The organism is Acidovorax sp. 56, from assembly GCF_002749705.1.
Lineage (GTDB): Bacteria > Pseudomonadota > Gammaproteobacteria > Burkholderiales > Burkholderiaceae_C > Acidovorax.
This window is the reverse complement of record NZ_PEEV01000001.1, coordinates 272,836-291,943: the sequence shown is the minus strand read 5'-3', so window position 1 is coordinate 291,943 and position 19,108 is coordinate 272,836. Positions and strand designations below refer to the sequence as shown.

General features: G+C 64.4%; 15 protein-coding genes. 7 read left to right on the top strand and 8 right to left on the bottom strand.

Annotated features, from left to right (window positions below; genetic code table 11):
* Positions 1 to 5: 5 nt before the first annotated feature.
* The 5 genes from CLU88_RS01220 to CLU88_RS01195 all read right to left on the bottom strand — a co-directional run bounded on the left by CLU88_RS01220 (position 6) and on the right by CLU88_RS01195 (position 10,314).
* On the bottom strand, positions 6 to 3,179 hold the full coding sequence (locus CLU88_RS01220) for an efflux RND transporter permease subunit (protein ID WP_233205335.1): 3,174 nt from the start codon (positions 3,177 to 3,179) through the stop codon (positions 6 to 8).
* Between the two features lie 928 nt (positions 3,180 to 4,107).
* Positions 4,108 to 7,215, bottom strand: coding sequence for an MdtB/MuxB family multidrug efflux RND transporter permease subunit (locus CLU88_RS01210; RefSeq protein WP_099655034.1), 3,108 nt, complete (start codon positions 7,213 to 7,215; stop codon positions 4,108 to 4,110).
* Positions 7,216 to 7,287: 72 nt separating this feature from the next.
* Positions 7,288 to 8,772: an MdtA/MuxA family multidrug efflux RND transporter periplasmic adaptor subunit gene (locus CLU88_RS01205; protein WP_099655033.1), complete on the bottom strand. Its 1,485-nt coding sequence runs from the start codon at positions 8,770 to 8,772 to the stop codon at positions 7,288 to 7,290.
* A gap of 127 nt (positions 8,773 to 8,899) precedes the next feature.
* Positions 8,900 to 9,532 (bottom strand): LysE family translocator, encoded by a 633-nt coding sequence (locus tag CLU88_RS01200; RefSeq protein WP_099658550.1) that lies wholly within the window; start codon positions 9,530 to 9,532, stop codon positions 8,900 to 8,902.
* 146 nt (positions 9,533 to 9,678) lie between these two features.
* Positions 9,679 to 10,314, bottom strand: a complete 636-nt coding sequence (locus CLU88_RS01195; protein WP_099655032.1) for an ATP-binding cassette domain-containing protein — start codon at positions 10,312 to 10,314, stop codon at positions 9,679 to 9,681.
* A gap of 128 nt (positions 10,315 to 10,442) precedes the next feature.
* Here CLU88_RS01195 and CLU88_RS01190 point away from each other — a divergent pair, with 128 nt between their 5' ends.
* From CLU88_RS01190 to CLU88_RS23035, 4 genes are all read left to right on the top strand, one after another.
* Entirely contained in the window at positions 10,443 to 10,811 is a 369-nt protein-coding gene (locus CLU88_RS01190; RefSeq protein ID WP_099655031.1) for a hypothetical protein, read from the top strand.
* Positions 10,812 to 10,923: 112 nt separating this feature from the next.
* On the top strand, positions 10,924 to 11,892 hold the full coding sequence (locus tag CLU88_RS01185; RefSeq protein WP_099655030.1) for an MBL fold metallo-hydrolase: 969 nt from the start codon (positions 10,924 to 10,926) through the stop codon (positions 11,890 to 11,892).
* Entirely contained in the window at positions 11,892 to 12,482 is a 591-nt protein-coding gene (locus CLU88_RS01180; protein ID WP_099655029.1) for a histidine phosphatase family protein, read from the top strand. The genes CLU88_RS01185 and CLU88_RS01180 overlap by 1 nt, the downstream gene beginning before the upstream one ends.
* Before the next feature lie 148 nt (positions 12,483 to 12,630).
* The gene (locus CLU88_RS23035) at positions 12,631 to 12,801 is read left to right on the top strand and encodes a hypothetical protein (RefSeq protein ID WP_162995995.1); all 171 of its coding nucleotides are present in this window, start codon (positions 12,631 to 12,633) and stop codon (positions 12,799 to 12,801) included.
* An 85-nt stretch (positions 12,802 to 12,886) separates the two neighbouring features.
* Here CLU88_RS23035 and CLU88_RS01175 read toward each other — a convergent pair whose 3' ends face one another.
* From CLU88_RS01175 to CLU88_RS01165, 3 genes are all read right to left on the bottom strand, one after another.
* Complete coding sequence (locus tag CLU88_RS01175; RefSeq protein ID WP_099655028.1) at positions 12,887 to 15,421, bottom strand: ATP-binding protein; 2,535 nt, start codon at positions 15,419 to 15,421, stop codon at positions 12,887 to 12,889.
* Between the two features lie 2 nt (positions 15,422 to 15,423).
* Positions 15,424 to 16,218 carry an ABC transporter substrate-binding protein gene (locus tag CLU88_RS01170; RefSeq protein WP_099655027.1) on the bottom strand — a complete coding sequence of 265 codons (795 nt, stop codon included), beginning with the start codon at positions 16,216 to 16,218 and terminating at the stop codon, positions 15,424 to 15,426.
* A gap of 134 nt (positions 16,219 to 16,352) precedes the next feature.
* Positions 16,353 to 16,724 (bottom strand): response regulator transcription factor, encoded by a 372-nt coding sequence (locus CLU88_RS01165; protein WP_099655026.1) that lies wholly within the window; start codon positions 16,722 to 16,724, stop codon positions 16,353 to 16,355.
* Between the two features lie 151 nt (positions 16,725 to 16,875).
* Between CLU88_RS01165 and CLU88_RS01160 the strand changes: the two genes are divergently transcribed.
* The 3 genes from CLU88_RS01160 (at position 16,876) to CLU88_RS01150 (ending at position 19,104) form a co-directional block, all read left to right on the top strand.
* On the top strand, positions 16,876 to 17,538 hold the full coding sequence (locus CLU88_RS01160; RefSeq protein ID WP_099655025.1) for a response regulator: 663 nt from the start codon (positions 16,876 to 16,878) through the stop codon (positions 17,536 to 17,538).
* Positions 17,535 to 18,326, top strand: a complete 792-nt coding sequence (locus tag CLU88_RS01155; protein WP_099655024.1) for a two-component system response regulator — start codon at positions 17,535 to 17,537, stop codon at positions 18,324 to 18,326. Before CLU88_RS01160 ends, CLU88_RS01155 begins: the two co-directional genes overlap by 4 nt.
* A gap of 88 nt (positions 18,327 to 18,414) precedes the next feature.
* Complete coding sequence (locus tag CLU88_RS01150) at positions 18,415 to 19,104, top strand: glutathione S-transferase family protein (RefSeq protein WP_099655023.1); 690 nt, start codon at positions 18,415 to 18,417, stop codon at positions 19,102 to 19,104.
* The last annotated feature ends 4 nt before the right edge of the window (positions 19,105 to 19,108 follow it).

Sequence of the window (19,108 nt, the reverse complement as noted above, 5' to 3'; positions counted from 1 at the left end):
AGGCATCAATCGTTTCCTTCAAGCGCCGGGGTCGCTGGGGTCGGTGCGATGGGCGCGTTGAACGCCGTGGGGGCCTGGGGCAAGCCGCCCCGCAGGCGGCGCACGGTGCGCAGCACGCGCTGGCGCAAGCGGTCCAGCGCCACGTAGACCACCGGCGTGGTGTAGAGCGTGAGCAGCTGGCTCACCAGCAGCCCACCCACCACGGCAATGCCCAGCGGCTGGCGCAGCTCGGCCCCGTCGGCGCGGTTGATGGCCAGGGGCAGCGCGCCAAAAATGGCGGCCATGGTGGTCATGAGGATGGGGCGCAGCCGCAGGCTGCAGGCGCGGTAGATGGACTGCGCAGCCGTGACATTGCCTGCACGCTGCCGCACCAGCGCAAAGTCAATCATCATGATCGCATTCTTCTTGACGATGCCGATCAGCAAGATGACGCCGATGAGCGCGATGAGCGAGAACTCGGTCTTGAACCACATCAGCGCCAGCAGCGCCCCCACCCCGGCCGAGGGCAGGGTGGAGAGGATGGTGATGGGGTGCACCAGGTTTTCATACAAGATGCCCAGCACCAGGTAGATGGTGATGATGGCCGCCAGAATGAGCAGCGGCTGCCCCGCCAGGGCCGACTGGAACGCCCCCGCCGTGCCACTGAAGCTGCCGCGAATGCCCACGGGCACGCCCAGCTCGGCCACGGCGTTGTTCACCACATCGGCCGCCTGCGACAGCGACACGCCCGGCGCCAGGCTGAAGCTGATGGTGCTGGCAGGCGTGCCGCGTTCGTGGTTCACAGACAGCGGCGTGTTGGTGGTGGTGATGCGCGCAAACGCGGTGAGCGGTACCTGCTGGCCTGCGCTGTTCACGAAGAAGAAGCCGCGCAGTGTCTCGGGGCTTTGCAGGTATTGCGGCGCGGCCTCCATCACCACGCGGTATTGGTTGAGGGGGTTGTAGATGACGCCCACCTGCCGCTGGCCAAAGGCATCGTTCAGGGTGGCATCGATCTGCGCCATGGTCAGCCCCGCACGGGTGGCGGCGTCGCGGTCGATCACCAGCGTGGTTTGCAGGCCGTAGTCCGACACGTCGCTGTTCACGTCCTCCAGTTCGGGCAGTTGCGACAGGGCCTGGCGGATGCGCGGCTCCCAGGTGCGCAGCTCGGCAATGTCGTCGGCCTGCAGCGTGTAGTCAAACGACGCGCTGCTTTGCCGCCCGCCAATGCGGATGTCGCGCTGCGGCGACATGAACAGGCGTGCGCCGGGCTCGTTCTTGAGCTGCTCGCGCAGCCGCGCAATCACCGTGTCAGAGGATTCTTGCCCCGGACCGCGCTTGAGCGTCATGAACATCTGCGCCGCATTGCGCTGCCAGCCGCCGGTGGAGCCAGTGACGTATTCCACCGCCGGGTCGGCCTGCACGATGGCCAAAAAGCGCTGCAGCCGCTGCTCCATGGCCTGGTACGAGGTGGCCTGGTCGGCCCGGATGAAGCCGGAGATGCGGCCCGTGTCCTGCTCGGGCATGAAGCCCTTGTCGATGGCGGTATAGAGGTAGACGTTGAGCCCCACCACCCCCGCCAGCACCAGCAGCAGCACCGGCTGGTGGCGCAGGCACCAGGCCAGGCTTTTACGGTAGCCGCGCAGGCCACGGGCCTGCAAGCCATCGACCCACCGCGAGAAACGCGCCCACGCACCTTGGCGTGGCGAGGCCGGTATGGGCTTGGGGTGCTTGAGCAAGGCCGCACACATCATGGGCGTGGTGGTGAGCGACACCAGCAGCGACACCAGAATGGCCGCCGACATGACGATGGCGAATTCGCGAAAGAAGCGGCCCACGATGCCGCCCATGAACAGGATGGGCACGAACACGGCGATGAGCGAGATGCTCATGGACACGACGGTGAAGCCGATCTCGCGCGCGCCATCGAGCGAGGCCTTCAGCGCTGACTTGCCCCGCTCCATGTGGCGCATGATGTTTTCAAGCACTACGATGGCGTCGTCCACCACAAAGCCGGTGGCAATGGTCAGCGCCATGAGCGAGAGGTTGTCGAGCGTGTAGCCCGCCAGGTACATCACCCCAAACGTGCCCGCCAGCGACACCGGCACGGCCACCGCAGGGATGAGCGTGGCGCGCCCGTTGCGCAAGAACAGAAACACCACCAGGATCACCAGCGCCACGGCGATGAGCAGCGCGTGCTCCACCTCTTTGACCGAGGCACGCAGCGTGGGCGTGCGGTCGGAGACGATCTCAATGTCGATGGCCGCCGGGATGGACGCCTTCAACTGCGGCAGCATGGCGCGCACGCGGTCTACGGCTTCGAGGATGTTGGCGCCGGGCTGCTTGAACACCTGCAGCAAGATGGCAGGCTTGCCGTTGGCCACGCCAAAGTTGCGCACGTCCTGCACCGAGTCGGTCACATCGGCCACGTCCGACAGGCGAATGGCGTTGCCGTCTTTCCAGCGCAGCACCAGCGGGGCGTAGTCGGCCGCCACGCGGGCCTGGTCGTTGGCGGCAATCTGCCAGTAGTGGTCTTCACGCTCCACCGCGCCCAGGGGGCGGTTTGCGTTGGTGGTGCTGATGGCGCTGCGCACCTGCTCCAACGACACGCCGTTGGCCGCCAGCCGCACCGGGTCGAGCGACACACGCACCGCAGGCAGTGCCCCGCCGCTGACGGAGGCCTGCCCTACCCCTTCGACCTGCGAGAGCTTTTGCGCCAGCACCGTGGAAGCCGCATCGTACATCTGCCCGCGTGTGAGCGAGCCGGACGTGAGCGCCAGGATCATGATGGGCGAATCGGCCGGGTTGACCTTGCGGTAGGTCGGGTTGCTGGGCATGCCTGTGGGCAGCAGCGTGCGGGCCGCGTTGATGGCCGCCTGCACGTCGCGCGCGGCGCTGTCCACGTCGCGGCTCAAATCAAACTGCAGGGTGATGCTGGTGCTGCCCAGGATGGAGCGCGAGGTGATTTCGTTGACCCCGGCGATGGAGCCCAGCGCCCGCTCTAGCGGCGTGGCGACGGTGGCGGCCACAGTGTCGGGGCTGGCGCCGGGCAGGCTGGCGCTGACGGAGATGGTGGGGTAGTCGACCTGGGGCAGCGGGGCGACGGGCAGGAGGAAGTACGACACCGCGCCCACCAGGGCCAGGCCCAGGGTGAGGAGCATGGTGGCGATGGGGCGGTGGATGAAGGGGGTGGAGAGGCTCATGGGGCGGGCCTCTGGGTTTTAGAATGTTTTTTGGCTCTAGCGCTTATGGAGTATGCGCAGGGAGCTATGAAATTGATAGTATTTGCATGCAATGCCACCGCCCGTTTGGGCTGAGCTTGTCGAAGCCTAGGCGCTACCTCCACCCGCTCGGGCTGAGCTTGTCGAAGCCGGGGCTTGCTCGCTGATCTTGCGGCGTGCCTGATTTGAGGGCGGGTGCCGGGATGTGCCCCCGGCGGGGCACCTTCTTTTCTTGCGTCGCCAAGAAAAGAAGGCAAAAGAAGGCGACCCCACTGTCTGCGTCCCCAGCGCTGCGCACTGGGGCAACCTGCGGTGCTCGCGTCCAGCGGGGTCTCGCTCAAACTCGCTGCGCTCAAACAGTCGCGATCCCTGATCCGCTGGCCGCTGCGCTCCTCGGCGCATACAGAGGGGATGGGGAACCAACATCCACACGGGCCATCGCGTTGCTCGGCCCTACTTCGCGGGCGCAAGCGCCTCGCGCTGGGCGCAGCGCTGACCGGGTCGAGCGCAGCGACGACCCGTGTGGCTGTTGGGATGTTCGGCTGCTTGGCTATCCACCCCCTGTGGCTGCGCCTGCGGCGGGGCGGTTGCGGGGTGGCATGGGCGTCGAAGCGCCCATGCTTCGTCATCTGACTCGCTGCGGCTGTTTGAACGGAGCGCCCCAGGCGCGCAGTGAGTTCCGCAGCGCACCCCGCAACCGCACCGACGCAGGTTTGCCCCGAAGCGCAGCGCAGGGGTCGCAGACTTGGGGTCGCCTTTTCTTTGGTGACTTTCTTTTGGCGAAGCAAAAGAAAGTTACTGCGCCGCCGGGCGCACTTCCCGGCTCCCGCCCAATGCAAAGGCATGAAGAAAAAACGACCTCCAGCACCTACCAATAAAGCGCCACCAGCTACAAAAACAGGAGCATCCATCACACAGTCCCCCGCCGAGCCCGCCACCGCTCAGCCCACCCCTCAAACGTCAAATAAATCACCGGCGTAGTGAACAGCGTGAGCAACTGGCTCACGATCAGCCCACCCACCATCGTCACCCCCAGCGGATGCCGCAACTCACTGCCCACACCCGTGCCCAACATCAACGGCAACGCCCCAAGCAAAGCAGCCAACGTCGTCATCAAAATCGGCCGAAACCTCAACAAACAAGCCTGATAAATCGCTTCCCGAGCAGGCAGCCCCTGGTCGCGCTGCGCCTCCAGCGCAAAGTCGATCATCATGATCGCGTTCTTCTTGACGATGCCGATCAAGAGCACGATGCCGATCACCGCCACGATGTCCACATCCAGCCCCGCCATCCACAACGCCAGCAACGCCCCCACACCCGCCGATGGCAGCGTAGAGAGGATGGTCACCGGATGGATCGTGCTTTCGTACAGCACGCCCAGCACGATGTACATGGTGACCACTGCGGCCAGGATGAGCAGCAGCGTGTTCGATAACGACGCCTGAAACGCCAGCGCCGCGCCCTGGAAGTTCGTGTCCACCGACAGCGGCAGCAAGCCCGCCGCACGCGCCGCTGCTTGCTCGGCCTGGATGGCTTTGACCGCATCGCCCAGCGCCACGCCCGGCGCGGTGTTGAACGAGATGGTGGCCGCAGGCAACTGGCCCACGTGGTTAACCGCCAGAGGCATGGGGCGCTCTTCAATGCGGGCTACAGACGACAAGGCCACAGGCTTGCCTGCGCTTGATGTGACGTAGATGCTGCTGAGCGCCTCCGGCCCCAGCTTGAACTGGGGCGCCACCTCCAGCACCACGCGGTACTGGTTGGACTGGGTGAAGATGGTGGAAATGAGCCGCTGGCCAAAGGCGTTGTACAGCGCGGTGTCGATGCCCGCCACCGTCACGCCCAGGCGGCTGGCCTGGGCGCGGTCGATCTGCACAAAGGCCTGCAGGCCCTGGTTTTGCAGGTCACTGGCCACATCGGCCAGTTGCGGCAGGGCGCGCATGCGCTGCACCAGATCGGCGGTGCTGGTCTGCAGCTGGGCCATGTCGGGCGAGGAGATCAGCAACTGGTACTGCGTGCGCGCCACGCGGTCTTCGATGGTGAGGTCTTGCACCGGCTGCGCATACAGGCGAATGCCTGCCAGATCGCGGGTGTCATCGGCCAGGCGCCGCAGCACCACGGGGGCGCGGTCGCGCCGGGCGTGGGGCTTGAGGTCAATGAGCAGGCGGCCGGTGTTGAGCGTGGTGTTGGCACCGTCTACGCCAATGAAGGACGACACGCTTTTCACGGCCGGGTCTTGCAGGATGCGCTCGGCCAGTTGCTGCTGGCGCTCGGCCATGGCGGCGAACGAGATGGACTGGTCGGCCTCGGTAGTGGCCTGCAGCGTGCCGGTGTCTTGCACCGGAAAGAAGCCTTTGGGCACCACCAAGTACAGCACCACCGTCAGCACCAGCGTGGCGCCAAAGGCCAGCCAGGTCAGGCCCCGGCGGTTCAGCACCCACTGCAGCGCACGGCCATACAGGGCGATGGTGCGGTCAAAAAACCGGCCGGTGGCCTGGTACAGGCGGCCGTGGCTCTCTTCGGGCGTGTGGCGCAGCAGGCGGGCGCACAGCATGGGCGTGAGCGTGAGCGACACCACCGCCGACAGCAAAATGGCCACCGCCATGGTGATGGCGAATTCATGGAACAAGCGCCCCACCACATCGCCCATGAACAGCAGCGGAATCAGCACCGCAATGAGCGAGATGGTGAGCGAGATGATGGTGAAGCCGATCTGCTTGGCGCCCTTGAGTGCGGCCTGCAGCGGTGGCTCGCCCTCTTCCACATAGCGGGCAATGTTCTCGATCATGACGATAGCGTCGTCCACCACAAAGCCGGTGGAAATCGTCAGCGCCATCAGCGTGAGGTTGTTGATGGAAAAGCCCGCCAGGTACATCACACCAAACGTGCCCACCAGCGACAGCGGCACCGCAAAGCTGGGGATGAGCGTGGCCGAGGCACTGCGCAAGAACACAAAGATCACCGCCACCACCAGGCCAATGGCCAGGGCCAGCTCGACCTGCATGTCTTTGACCGAAGCGCGGATGGTGGTGGTGCGGTCGGTGAGCACCTGCACGTCCAGCGACGCGGGCAGCGTGGCCTGCAACTGGGGCAACAGGGCCTTGATGCGATCGACCGTGTCGATCACGTTGGCGCCAGGCTGGCGGCGGATGTTGAGGATGACGCCGGACTTGGAACCCGTCTCGGGCGTGCCCGCCCAGGCGGCCAGGCGCGTGTTTTCGGCATCGTCCACGGTTTGCGCCACATCGCGCAGACGGATGGGGTTGCCGTTTTTAAAGGCGAGGATCAGGTCGCGGTATTCCTGCGCAGACTGCAGCTGGTCGTTGGCGTCGATGGTGGAGGCGCGCGCGGGGCCGTCAAAGCCGCCCTTGGCCTGCTTGACGTTGGCCGCTGCGATGGCGCTGCGCACGTCTTCCAGCGTGAGGCCCAGGTTGGCCAGCGCGGTCGGGTTGGCCTGGATGCGCACCGCCGGGCGGCGCCCGCCCGCAATGGCCACCAAGCCGACGCCATTGACCTGCGAGAGCTTGGGCGCGAGGCGGTTTTCCACCAGGTCGTTCAAGCGAATGACGGGCAGCGAGGGCGAGGTGATGGCCAGCGTGAGCACAGGCGCATCGGCCGGGTTGACCTTGCTGTACAGCGGCGGCATGGGCAGGTCGCTGGGCAGCAGGTTGCTGCCCGCGTTGATGGCCGCCTGCACCTGCTGCTCGGCCACGTCCATCGACATATCCAGCGCAAAGCGCAGCGTGATGACCGAGGCCCCGCCCGAGCTGGTGGAGGACATTTGCGACAGGCCCGGCATCTGGCCAAACTGGCGCTCCAGCGGTGCGGTGACGTTGGACGTCATCACATCGGGGCTGGCGCCGGGGTAGAGCGTGGTGACCTGGATGGTGGGGTAGTCCACCTCCGGCAGTGCCGAGATGGGCAGCAGCCGGTAAGCCAGCAAGCCCGCGATGAGCAGCGCCACCATCAACAGCGAGGTGGCGATGGGGCGCAGGATGAAGAGGCGGGACAGGTTCATGGCGACAAGGGCAATGGTGGCAGCGGCAACAACTGGGCCTGCGCAGCGCGGTGAGGGAAGGCGCGCGACCGGTCAGTGCGAGGCCGCAGAGGCCGGAGCGGTGGCCGCCGAGGCCGGTGCACTGGCGCGGGATGCCCCGGTAGCCGGTGCAGCCGGTGCAGGGGCCGCAGCACCGCTGGCCGCCCCTTGCGGGCCTGCGGGCGCCTGTGCACGCCGGTTGCGGAAGAAGGCCCGGCGCTCTTCCTGCGACATCTTGGCAACCTGCTCACGCTCCTGCGGGGTCAGGCTGGCCATCAGGGCGGCGCGGCGGGCGCCCGCGTCCTGCGCAGCGGCGTCGGCACGGGTGGCCACGGCGGCGTCAATCACGGCCACCTTGGCGCCTTCGCGCAGGCGGTCAATGCCATCGGTCACCACCTGCTCGCCGTCTTGCAGCTCGCCCTCCACGCTCACGCGGTCGCCATCGGCCACGCCCACGCGGATGCGCCGCTGCGTCACGGTGCCATCGGGGCGCACCAGGTACACGTAGTTGTTTTGCACCGCCGTGCTGGGCACCGTGAGCACGTCCTTGAGCAGGTTGACCTGCAGCTTCACGTTGACGAACTGGTTGGGGAAGAGCAGGCCCTCTTCGTTGTCGAACGCCGCCTTGGCCTTGATGGTGCCGGTGGTGGCGTCGATGGCGTTGTCTACCGCGCCCAGGCGGCCCCGCGCCAGGCGCTGCTTCTGGTCGCGGTCCCACAGCTCCACCGGCAGGCTGGCGCCGCTGGCCAGCCGCTGGTTGATGGCGACCAGTTGGGCCTCAGGCACCGAAAACACTGCATCCATCGGACGCACCTGGTTGATGGTGACGATGCCCGTAGCGTCTGACGGGCCGACCACGTTGCCCCGGTCGGCCTGGCGCAGGCCCAGCCGCCCGCCGATGGGTGCGGTGATGCGGGTGTAGCTCAGCTGTAGCTTGGCCGCATCCACCTGGGCCTGGTCGGCAGCCACCGTGCCTTCCAGCTGGCGCACCAGGGCTTTTTGGGTGTCGACCTGCTGGCTGGCAATCGAGTCTTTGGCCAGCAGGTCCTGGTAGCGCTGCAAATCGAGCTGTGCGTTCTTGAGTTGGGCCTGGTCGCGCTGCAAGTTGCCTTGCACCTGCGTCAGCGTGGCATGGTAGCTGCGGGGGTCAATCTCGGCCAGCAGTTGCCCGGCTTTGACCTCGTCACCTTCTTTGAACTTGATGGACAGCAGCTCGCCACTGGCCTTGGCGCGCACCACAGCGGTGGCGCGGGCGCTCAAGGTGCCAATGGCGCTGACCATGACGCGCACATCCTGGCGCTGCACCACGCCCACCGACACGGGCTGCGCGCCCCCTGCCCCGCTGAACCGCCCCGGCGCCCGGGCCGCACCGGCAGCAGGGGTGCCAGCGGCAGGGGCCACAGGGGCTTGCTGCTGCTTCCACCACCAGCCGCCTGCACCGGCCAGTGCGACCAAGACCAGCAACACAAACCACCACAGGGCGCGACCAGTTTGGCGCGCAGCAGAAGGGAAACGGCGAAGGAAGGATTGGGCAGGCATGAAGGCGCAGCAAAGTGAAAACCGGAGCCGTATGGTAGCCACGCACTCCAATTTGCCCCCAGGCAGAGGGCTGGATTTACCAAGGCTTTACGAAGGCCCCGCATGCACGCGCGGGGCCTGCAGGGCTTCAGCGCTGAGAGGCCAGCAGCAGGCCGCCCGCCCCCATGAAGAAGCCGCCTGTGGCCTTGTTCAAACGCACCACCCCACGCGATGTGCGGATGAAGCGGCGAATCTGGCGCCCGCCGGTTGCATACACCGCCGTCGAGACAAATTCAGACATCAAATAGATAGAGCCCAGCACCAGAAACTGGGACGCTGCGGGCCGCGATGGGTCGATGAATTGCGGGAAGATGGCCGCAAACAGCACGATGGCCTTGGGATTGGTGATGCCCAGCAAAAACTCCTGGGAGATCAGGGCTTTGAGCTGGACGGGGGCCTGGGTTGGCGCCACCTCACCGTTGTCCAGCATTTGCAAGCCGCCAAATTCGCGGCTGCGCCAGGCGCGCCAACCCAGCCAGAACAGGTAACAAGCGCCCACCCATTTCACGACCGTGAAGGCGGTTTCAGACGCCAGCAGCATGGCGCCCAAGCCCACCGCAGACACGGTCAGAAAAATCGCAAACGCGGCCACACGCCCCAGCGTCGCAATCAACGCAGCGCCCACCCCGGCGCGAATGCCGTTGTTCAGGCCGCAAAAATTGTTGGGGCCGGGCGTGAGGGAGATGGCAATCGCCACCGGAACAAAAAGCAGGGCATCCATGCGGTAAATCTCCAGGAAGAGTCTGCCCACGATCACCCCGGGGCCGCGCACCGGTCTTTGCGGGATCGTAAACAGGCTCAGAGTGTAGGCCCGCGCACCCAGCCCTGCAGTGCGGGGACATTGTGGGCGGCGACGTGACCCACAGATCATTCGCGCGGGGGCAACTCCAGCACCTTTGCCCACCGCACCCCAGGCAAAGGCGCGTAGTGGGCCACCACCACGGCACGCTCGGCCCCCTGGCAACTGCGGCCCAGGGCCTGGGCCAAATAGACCACCGAGGGCTTATCCAACCCGGCAATAGGCTCGTCGATCAAGGTCAGCAGCGCCTGGCTGGCCAGGGCTGCGGCCATGCAGACCTTGCGGCGTGTGCCGGTGGACAGGGCGTAAAAGGTTTTGTCCAGATGCTCTGCCAGCGCAAAGCCCTGGATGTGCAGCGCCAGGGCGTCAGCATCCCAGCCAGGGTAGCGCCGGGCCTGGGCGTCCAGCCAGGCCTGTGCGGTCCATGGCTCGAGGGTGTCAGAGCGAGGGTCGGCGTGGAATACCTGGGCGCGATACGCCTCAGAAGACTGCCCTGCACTGATGCCATGCAGCGTGAGGCGCCCTTGCTGGGGCGTCAGCTCTCCCGCCAGCAAGCGCAGCAGGGTGGTCTTGCCCGTGCTTTCGTCCCCACACACCAGCACCAGACCGGCCCCAATGCGGGCTTGGAAGCCTGAAAAAACAGGGGCGCTGGGATAACCGAAATGCAGATCGTCGATGGACAACAAAGGGCTGGCGGATGGCATGGTGACAAGCAGATGAAGGTGGCGAGAGCCGGGGGTTGGGTGGCGCATTGTGCTCCGCCACCACCGCGACAAGCCGCACAATGCCTGCCCTAAGCGCCCGTTCCAGCCACCATTGCACCCCACCGACCATGACACTCAGCTACCTTGATTTTGACTACAGCGAAGACTATGAAGGCGTCGGCACCTTTGACGCTATGGCCAGTGTCAGTCCCCAGCAATGGCCGACATTGCAATCCGAGGTGGCCCAGGTGCTGACGTGGTGCCAACAGCAGTTCCCGCAAGGCCCGGCTCCCTTGGAAGACGGAGGCGACTGGGACTACGACCTGCAAGGCAGCGAGGAAACCGTTGCACCATTGGCGTTGCAATTCAACGCCGCTACAGGCGCCATTGAACGCAGGGCCGGAGCCCCAGGTGCGCCCCGCATCACCCTCACCCTGTCCATCAGCGGCAGCCCGTCGTTTTGCCAGGCCCTGCGCAGCGCGTTTGACCTTACGTAAAAGCGCTCGCAAACCCCCTTGAGGGCAAGGGGAAAAGCATCGGCGCAGCAGGCCCCGCGGCCCAAAGCTACAGTCCGAAACTTAACGGTTTTTAAATGACTGGAGAGTATCGATGCTGAAACGCCGCCAATTTCTGGGTGCCGGCCTGGGCGCATGCGCCTACGCCGCTGGCTCGTTTGTGCCTGTGTGGGCCCAAAACGCGCCGAACTTGGGTACCCCCGCACTGCCCTCGCCGGGCTTTCGCCGCACCAAGGTGGGCGATGCCGAAGTCATTGCTGTGATCGACGGCATTGCCCGGCGCCCGCTGGGTGAAGAGTTTGTCAAAAATGCTCCCTTGGCCGAAGTGCGCGCTCTGCTGGCGACACAGGGCCTGCCCACCGACTACATCGATGTGCCCTTCACCCCCTTTGTGGTGATCACAGGCGGGCACAAGGTGCTCATTGATACCGGGCTGGGCGATTTTGGTGGCCCTACCGCAGGCAAGTTGCTGGAGAACCTGCGCGCAGCGGGTGTGCCCGCATCTGACATCGACACCGTGCTGATCAGCCACTTCCATGGGGATCACATCAACGGTCTGCGCAACAAGGCAGGTGAGCTGGCGTTTCCAAAGGCCAAGGTGATGGTGCCTGCGGCTGAATACGCGTTCTGGATGGATGACGCCCGCATGGCCGCGGCCCCCGCTGGGCAAAAAGGGGCTTTCGAAAATGCACGCCGCACATTCAACGGCATGGCGCCGGACATGCTGGTGCAGTTCGCTGCGGGCAGCGAGGTGCTGCCGGGTGTCCGTTCTGTGGCGGCCTACGGTCACACCCCTGGGCACACGTTGTTTGAAGTGGCATCTGCCGGCCAGAACTTCTTTTACCTGGCCGACCTGACCAACGTGCCTGCCCTCTTCGCCCGCAACCCCGATTGGGCAGTGACCTTTGACATGGATGCCGAAGCGGCCCGCAAGGTACGCCGCGAAGTCTTTGCGCGGGTGACCGCGAGCAAGGCACTGGTGGGCGGATTCCACTTCCCGTTCCCGGCTTTTGGCAAGGTGGCCGCTTCGGGCAATGGGTTTGCCTTTGAGCCTGGCGTGTGATGACCTTGAGTCCCATGCTCCATCGGCCCACCCGGCGCACTCTGCTGGCGGCAGGCCTGGGCATGGGAGTCCTCCCCGCTTGGGCCGACGGCGATGTGCAGGCCCTGTTGCGGGCAGGCGGCGTGGTGATGGCATTTCGGCACGCCACTGCGCCTGGCACCTTCGATCCACCGCAGTTTCGCCTGGACGACTGCGGCACCCAGCGCAACCTGAGCGAGGCGGGGCGATCGCAGGCCCGGCGCATGGGTGACTGGTTTACGCAGCGCCAGTTGCAGCCAGCGCAAGTCAAATCCAGCCCTTGGTGCCGGTGCATCGACACTGCTGCACTGGCCTTCAGTCCACCCCAGGTTTGGAACGCATTGGGCTCCCCCCATGGGGCAGTGGAAACCACCAGCGCCAACCACTTGCGCGAACTGCGCGGTGCGCTGCAAATGGCGTCGCAGCGCACTGGGCAGTTCGAGGTTTGGGTGACCCACATGTTCGTTTTGCAAGACTTGGCCCAGACCAACACCCAGTCGGGCGAAGGGCTGGTGCTGCAAGCGCAGGCATCTGGTGCGGTGCGCGTCCTTGCGCGGCTGCAGATTGCATAGCACAGCGCGTGTATCCGAACCACTCACCGAAGACTTCAAATAGCGCTACTCAAAGGCACTGAAGCACGCGTGCGACAACCTTTTTTTGGTGGTGGCCCGCGACCTATGGCCTAATATCTGTTTTCCACCATTTTTCCAGAGACCTTCCATGGGCAACAAGATCGTTACCGAAGCAGACCGCAAGCGCACTCCCCGCCCCACGCCCGTGCCCGGCTACACATTGGCCACCCCAGGCCGTGGCCAGCGCGTGAGCCTGGAGCGCGGTGTTGCAACCCGCAGCAAGAAGAACCCTGGCAAGCGCTCCAAGAAGGGCGGCTAAAGCCTGCTGGGGTCCGTCGAGGGCCTCAGAACAAAAAAAGCCAACCGTTCGGTTGGCTTTTTTCATGGCCGATGCGCAACCGCCGTCACAGTGGAGCGGGTTGTGTCTCGGAGAACCCGCGAGCAGGCAGGACGATGTGGAATGACGCGCCTTTGGGTGACAAATTGCGGGCAAATATCTGCCCCCCCATGGCTTCGATGATTTTGCGGCAGATGGCCAGACCCAAGCCCGTACCGCCCGAGCCGTCCTTGGTTTTGCTGGACTGAACGAAGGCCTCAAAAATCGTCTCCAGCTCCGCCTCGGGCACCCCGGGGCCTTCGTCACGCACTTCCAGGTGCACCTGCCCTTGCGAATCCACGCGCCCCAGCAGCCTGATGGCCGAGCCTTGGGGCGAGAACTTGATGGCATTGGCCACCACGTTGCGAATGACCTGCTGCAACCGCAAAGGATCGACCTTGGCGACCAGGGGCAGGTCGGACATTTGCACGTGCATCGATTGTTGGTTGCGGGTGAGCAAAGGCTCCAGCTCCTGCACCACCGGGTGCACCAGCCCCCGCAAGTCGATGCGCTCCAGATGGAATGTGCCCACCGTGCTTTCGAGCTTGGAGACCTCCAGCAAATCATTGACCAGGGCCAGCATGCGCTGCCCGGCCGAGTGAATGTCTTCAAACATACCCGCCAGGCGCGGCTCCGCGCGTCCACGCAAGGCGCCCAGCTCAGCAAACCCCAGGATCGATTGCAAGGGGGTACGCAGTTCGTGGCTCATGTTGGCAACAAACTCGGACTTGGCCCGCGATGCCTCCTCGGCTGCTTGCCGGGCCTCCTGAGTGGCACGCTCGGCTTGACGGAATTCACTCACGTCCACAAAGATGGTGAGCACACCCGAGGCCTTGCTCTGCACATCGGGGATGACAGCCTTGATGACACGCGTTTCACGCCGCGCCCCATTGCCATGGAGCACCTTGGTCTCATAAAAGGTCTGCCCGCCGCAAGCCACCAATTGCCGGTTGTGCTCTTGCTCTTCCTGCGCTTCGTTGGCGGGTAAAAAGCCGCTCAACCGGCGCCCCACCACCATGGCCCGCTCCAGGCCTTTGTACTCTTCCCACGCACGGTTGACCTGCACCACCACCCCATCGGCCTGGGTGACCGCAATGGGCAATGGGTTGGTATCCAGCAGCAGGTTCTGAAACGCGATCTGCTCCTGTAAACGGCGCTGTGCGGCCCAGCGCTCGGTCACATTCACAGCGCTGCCGGCAAACCCCACAAAACGCCCTTCAGCCTGCAAGGCCACCAGGGCCACGTCGAACTGCAACTCACGCCCGTCACCCAGGCGGACCATGGCTTGGCAGTTTCGCACCCCTGCGGCGGCCAGCGGGTCCAAGGCGGCCGTGACGGCACTGCGGCTGGCGGGATCGACGATGTCTTGCAAGCGCTTGCCAATGGCCTGCTCGGCCGGGCTGCCGCTGAAAGCAAGCCAATGGGCATTGACGTAGGTGATGACCCCATGCACGTCGGTGCGGAAGATCAGCTCTTGCACGCTGCGCATCAGCACGCTCAGTTCGCGCTCGCTCTGGGCAATGCGCTGCTGCGCACGGTCTGCGGCCAGGCGGGCCGACTCACGCAGCCGCACCGTTCGCCAAATGGCAAAAGTAAGCCCAACCACCAGCAGCACCAGCACGCCGCCCACCCCCAACAATGCGCTGGCACTGTAAAACCAATTCCAGGCGGCATGGCTATACGACTCTTCCACAATCACCACCAGCGGCTTGGTGCCAGAGGTGCGAAACGCCAGGATTTGCCGCTCGCCCAGGGCGCCCTTGCCGATGTAAGAAGCATGCTCGCGCGCAGGCAGAAAATTGGTAAACACTGGGATGCTGCCCACGCTGGAACCCACCAGGCGTGCGCCTCCCCGAGACCCTGCCAGCACGCCGCCCCGGTAGGTGGTGATGACGGAGTCATAGCTTTCGGTCTCCAGCGTCAGGTACTGGAAGTTGGAGAACGCATCCGGATTGGCCAAGCCCACCAGCACCAGGGGCCGGCCAGCCTCGGTCACAAAAGACTGCAGCAGTGGAAGGAAGGCCAAGCCTTGGGGTACCTCTTGCGCGGCCCCTGCGGCACGTATGGCACCCAACCCACGGCCCATGATCAACGGCCCAATGCTGCTGCGCCCCACGGGGCCTCGCGGTCCGAGCTGGTCCATATTGATGCGCATGCCCGCTTCGCTGCCATTGGTGCCGGCGACCACATTGCCATGCACGTCCACCACAGCAATCGCTCGCAAAAAGGGCAAACCCAACAGCGCTTGGTTCAGCGCAGCCTGCATGCGCTCAGCGTCTGGTGCAGAGGCTCGCAAAACAGGAGATGCCGACAGCGCATCCAGCGCCATCTCACCCGACTCCAGCGTGCGCGTGGCTTGGTCTTCCAGCACCCGGGCCAGCAATGCTGCGTGGGCTTGGTCTGCGGCAATCGTGCTGCGAAAGTCACTCACCGCCAGCAAGACCACTGCCAGCAACGCGCCGAGCGCTGCCAGGGCCCCGCCCACCAGCACCAAGGTGCTGGCCTTCGACCACCGCCCCAGTGCAGTGGCAGAAGTGCTGGCAGGTGCGCATGTGCGGGCCATGCTTACCGCACCACGATCGGCCCCAGGCCATGGTTACCCGCCGCACGCTCCAGCCGTCCATCGCGTTTGATGCGGGCCACAAAATCGTCCACCGTGGCGAGCCACTTGGCGTCACCAGGCTTGACCGCGTAGGCGTAAGGAATCACCGAAAAGGGGGCGGGCGAGGTGATCAGGCGGGCCCAGTCTGCGTTGTCCAGCAAACGCCGGCTGTACGGATAGTCCGTCATGAACACATCCACCCGGCCAGCCACCAGCTCGCGCTCGCGGGTCGCGGGCAGCTTCACCCGCACCAGTTGCGCATGCTTGAGGCGCTGCTCCATGACGGGCTCCATGAAAGTGCCCGCCTGCACCGCCACCAGCACGCCGGGCTTGTCGATATCAGCCCACTGCCGTATGACCTGGTTGCTCTTGGTGGTGATGCCGTAGATGTCACTGCGCAAGTACGACTGGGTGAAGCGCAGCTTCTCGGCGCGCTGCTCTGTCACTCCAATCGCAAACATGGCCACGTCGCAGCGGTCTGCAGTGAGGTCCCCCACCAGTGCGGGAAAAGATGAATCCACATACTCCACGCGCACTTTCAGGTCGGACGCAAGCTGGGCAGACAACTCAATGTCTACGCCCCCCAGCTCCTGCGTGCGCGCATGGCGGTAGGTCACGCCGTAGTACTCGGGCCAGATGCACACCCGCACCACGCCACTGGCACTCACCCTCTCAAGCACCGTCTGCGCGTGGGCAGCCACAGCTGCCAGCAAGCTCCCGGCAACCACTGTGCAACGAAGCAACGATAAAAACCGCATGGCAATCGCTCTCAAAAGAGAAAGGAAATGATGAGGAGCCAACAGCACTCAGCCCCGATCGACAGGGACCCAGCGAAGCCGGGCGCGCAACCAGACCAAAGTGGTCGCACTCAACACGCAGGCAGTGATCCAAATCATGCTGCGGCCTCTATGCGGTAGATGGTTTCCAGCACTTGCAAGGTGCTGAAGGGCTTCATCAGGTAGTCGTCGGCACCGGCGGCCATGCCAGCCTCGCGATCACCGGCCTGCACGCGCGCTGTCAACAAAATCACTTTGGTGAAGCGGGTGGCGTGGTCGGCTTTGATTTGGCGGCACACTTCCAGCCCATTCAAGGTGCCGGGCATCATGATGTCCAGCAGCACGATGTCAGGACTGAGTTCCCGGCTCAAGGCCAACCCTGCATCACCAGTCGATGCTTCATGAATTTCGAATTCATCGAATTCCAGCGTCATCTTCAACAGTTTGCGAATGTCAGCATGGTCTTCAACGATCAGAATTTTTTTCATGGCATGCTCTTGCGAATTTTTTAACAATCGGCTCCACAGCGAAGCTGGTTGTCGCCAGGACCTATGCCCGACGTGGCGCAATCATATCAATCATTTGTATCAAATGCAAATCCTTTTAACGCGATAAAAAAAAGAGGAAAATGCGCAACTCATGAAATCTGAAAAAACTCCACCACCTTCTTTGGTACAGGATCACTACACCACCCTGGAAGTCGCCAGCATGCTGGGCCTGGCGGTGCGCTCGGTGCAGCTGATGGTGGACCGCAATGAACTGGAAGCCTGGAAGACCCCAGGCGGTCACCGGCGCATTTCGCGGGCCTCGGTTGAACAGTGGATCAATGCCCGCACAGGCGGCAGTGGCAAAACTGCTACGGTGCCGCAAGCAGCGGCGGATGGCAGCGCTCCAAGCGCGCCATCCACCCGCGCACGCGGCAGTGCCCAGATTCTGCTGATCGAGGACTCCATCCACTTCCAGAATCTGGTGACGCTGCTCGTCAATCAGCACTTTCCTGGCGCCGTGCTGCACACGGCCAACGATGGCATCACGGGGCTGGCCATGTACGGCCAGATTCAGCCCGACGTACTGATCGTGGACATCCTGTTGCCCGGCATTGACGGCGCCACCCTGATCACCACCCTGCGCTCGCACCCTCAATTTGCACGCAGCCGCCTGATCGTGGTGACCTCGCTGGACGAGCAGCAGCGAGAGCCTTACGCCTTTGCCTTGCAAGGCGTGACCGTCATCCACAAGCCCCAGCTGGTCGCAGAGCTGCCGGCCGCCTTGGCGCAAACCCTGCCAGCCAAAGCCGCATGAGCCACGCCGCAGCCCCCTGCGTTTTGCTGGTGGAGGACGACTCCTCCATCACCCGCTTTGTTGAGATGGCACTGGACCAGCTGCCCATTGAGTTGCTGACCTGCACCACCGTGCCTGCCGCCGTCGCGTTGCTGCAGCAACGCGATGTGAAGCTGGTCATCACCGATTTGATGCTGCCAGGCGAATCAGGCATCTCGCTGGTGAAGCGCATGGCAGCAGACCCCCTGCTGGGGCGCGATACGCGGGTGGCGGTGTTCAGCGCAGGCCTGACGCCTGCCGTAAAAGACCAGCTGGAGGACTTGAACCTCTGGCGCGTTTTGTCGAAACCCATTGCGGTGCAAGAGCTGGAAAACTGCGTGCGCGATGCACTGGCAACCCAGGACGCGGCAGACGCCTTGGCCCCAGCATCCGCTCCAGCGCCCTTTCCCCCACCGCCGGCGCCAACTCCCATCGACGCAGAGGGGTCCAGCGTGCCTTGCACGCCAGCAGAAAAACTGGCCATCACCACCCACTTTGGGGGCGATGCCCAGCTGTTCACCACCTACCGAGCCGCCTGCCTCAAGCAATTTGCCGCCGATGTACACACAGGGGACGCCGCTGCACAAGCGCAAGACTGGCCTGCCTTGCGCAGGCTGGCCCACAGCCTGGCCACCGTGCTGCTGACCTTGGGCCGTCCCGAAGACAGCCTGACCGCCCGCGCACTGGAAGACGCTGCAGCGGCCAATGCAGCACCCGCCTGCCTCACAGGCTGGGGCCAATTGCGCACCCGCCTGGGCACCAGCATCTGAAACGCAGCCCAGGCAGCGCCCATTCGCTGTCACCCACGGGATCAAGGGCGTGTGGACAAAGCGAGTAAAGCTGCTCCAATACGCCACCATGATCACCGTTCACCACCTCGAAACTTCGCGCTCGCAGCGCATCCTGTGGCTTCTGGAAGAGCTGGGGCTTCCGTACGAACTCAAGGTGTACCAGCGCGATCCGCGCACCAAGCTGGCGCCCCCGGAACTCAAGAAAATCCACCCCCTGGGCAAATCCCCGGTGATCACCGACGGGGATACCGTGGTGGCAGAGTCCGGGGCCATCATTGAATATTTGGTAGAGACCTACGCAGCGCAGGCCCCACAAGCCATGCCAACGCTGCAACCGGCCCTGGGCACGCCAGAGTATCGCCAATGCCGCTTCTGGATGCACTATGCGGAAGGCTCGCTGATGAACTGGCTGGTGATGAAGCTGGTGTTCATGAGCATCCCCAAGCAGCCCATGCCCTTTTTTGTGCGCCCCATCGCCAAGGCACTGTGCGGCACCGTGCAGCAAAAGCTGGTGGACCCGAATGTGGACACGGCCCTCGACTTCATGGAGGACCATCTGGCACAGCACCCCTGGTTTGCAGGCCCGCACCTCACCATGGCTGACTTTCAGATGAGCTTTGCGGTCGAGGCTGCGCTTTCTCGCGCCAAGCCGGGCAAGCCCCGCCCGCACCTGCTGGCCTACCAACAACGCATGCAGGCCCGCCCCGCCTACCAGCGTGGCATCGCCAAGGGCGGGCCCGTGGTGATGTCCAGCTAACTTT

Coding starts and splice junctions, on each gene's coding strand:
- CLU88_RS01220 (WP_233205335.1), bottom strand. CDS start 3,179: ATGAGCCTCTCCACCCCCTTCATCCACCGCCCCATCGCCACCATGCTC.
- CLU88_RS01210 (WP_099655034.1), bottom strand. CDS start 7,215: ATGAACCTGTCCCGCCTCTTCATCCTGCGCCCCATCGCCACCTCGCTG.
- CLU88_RS01205 (WP_099655033.1), bottom strand. CDS start 8,772: ATGCCTGCCCAATCCTTCCTTCGCCGTTTCCCTTCTGCTGCGCGCCAA.
- CLU88_RS01200 (WP_099658550.1), bottom strand. CDS start 9,532: ATGGATGCCCTGCTTTTTGTTCCGGTGGCGATTGCCATCTCCCTCACG.
- CLU88_RS01195 (WP_099655032.1), bottom strand. CDS start 10,314: ATGCCATCCGCCAGCCCTTTGTTGTCCATCGACGATCTGCATTTCGGT.
- CLU88_RS01190 (WP_099655031.1), top strand. CDS start 10,443: ATGACACTCAGCTACCTTGATTTTGACTACAGCGAAGACTATGAAGGC.
- CLU88_RS01185 (WP_099655030.1), top strand. CDS start 10,924: ATGCTGAAACGCCGCCAATTTCTGGGTGCCGGCCTGGGCGCATGCGCC.
- CLU88_RS01180 (WP_099655029.1), top strand. CDS start 11,892: ATGACCTTGAGTCCCATGCTCCATCGGCCCACCCGGCGCACTCTGCTG.
- CLU88_RS23035 (WP_162995995.1), top strand. CDS start 12,631: ATGGGCAACAAGATCGTTACCGAAGCAGACCGCAAGCGCACTCCCCGC.
- CLU88_RS01175 (WP_099655028.1), bottom strand. CDS start 15,421: ATGGCCCGCACATGCGCACCTGCCAGCACTTCTGCCACTGCACTGGGG.
- CLU88_RS01170 (WP_099655027.1), bottom strand. CDS start 16,218: ATGCGGTTTTTATCGTTGCTTCGTTGCACAGTGGTTGCCGGGAGCTTG.
- CLU88_RS01165 (WP_099655026.1), bottom strand. CDS start 16,724: ATGAAAAAAATTCTGATCGTTGAAGACCATGCTGACATTCGCAAACTG.
- CLU88_RS01160 (WP_099655025.1), top strand. CDS start 16,876: ATGAAATCTGAAAAAACTCCACCACCTTCTTTGGTACAGGATCACTAC.
- CLU88_RS01155 (WP_099655024.1), top strand. CDS start 17,535: ATGAGCCACGCCGCAGCCCCCTGCGTTTTGCTGGTGGAGGACGACTCC.
- CLU88_RS01150 (WP_099655023.1), top strand. CDS start 18,415: ATGATCACCGTTCACCACCTCGAAACTTCGCGCTCGCAGCGCATCCTG.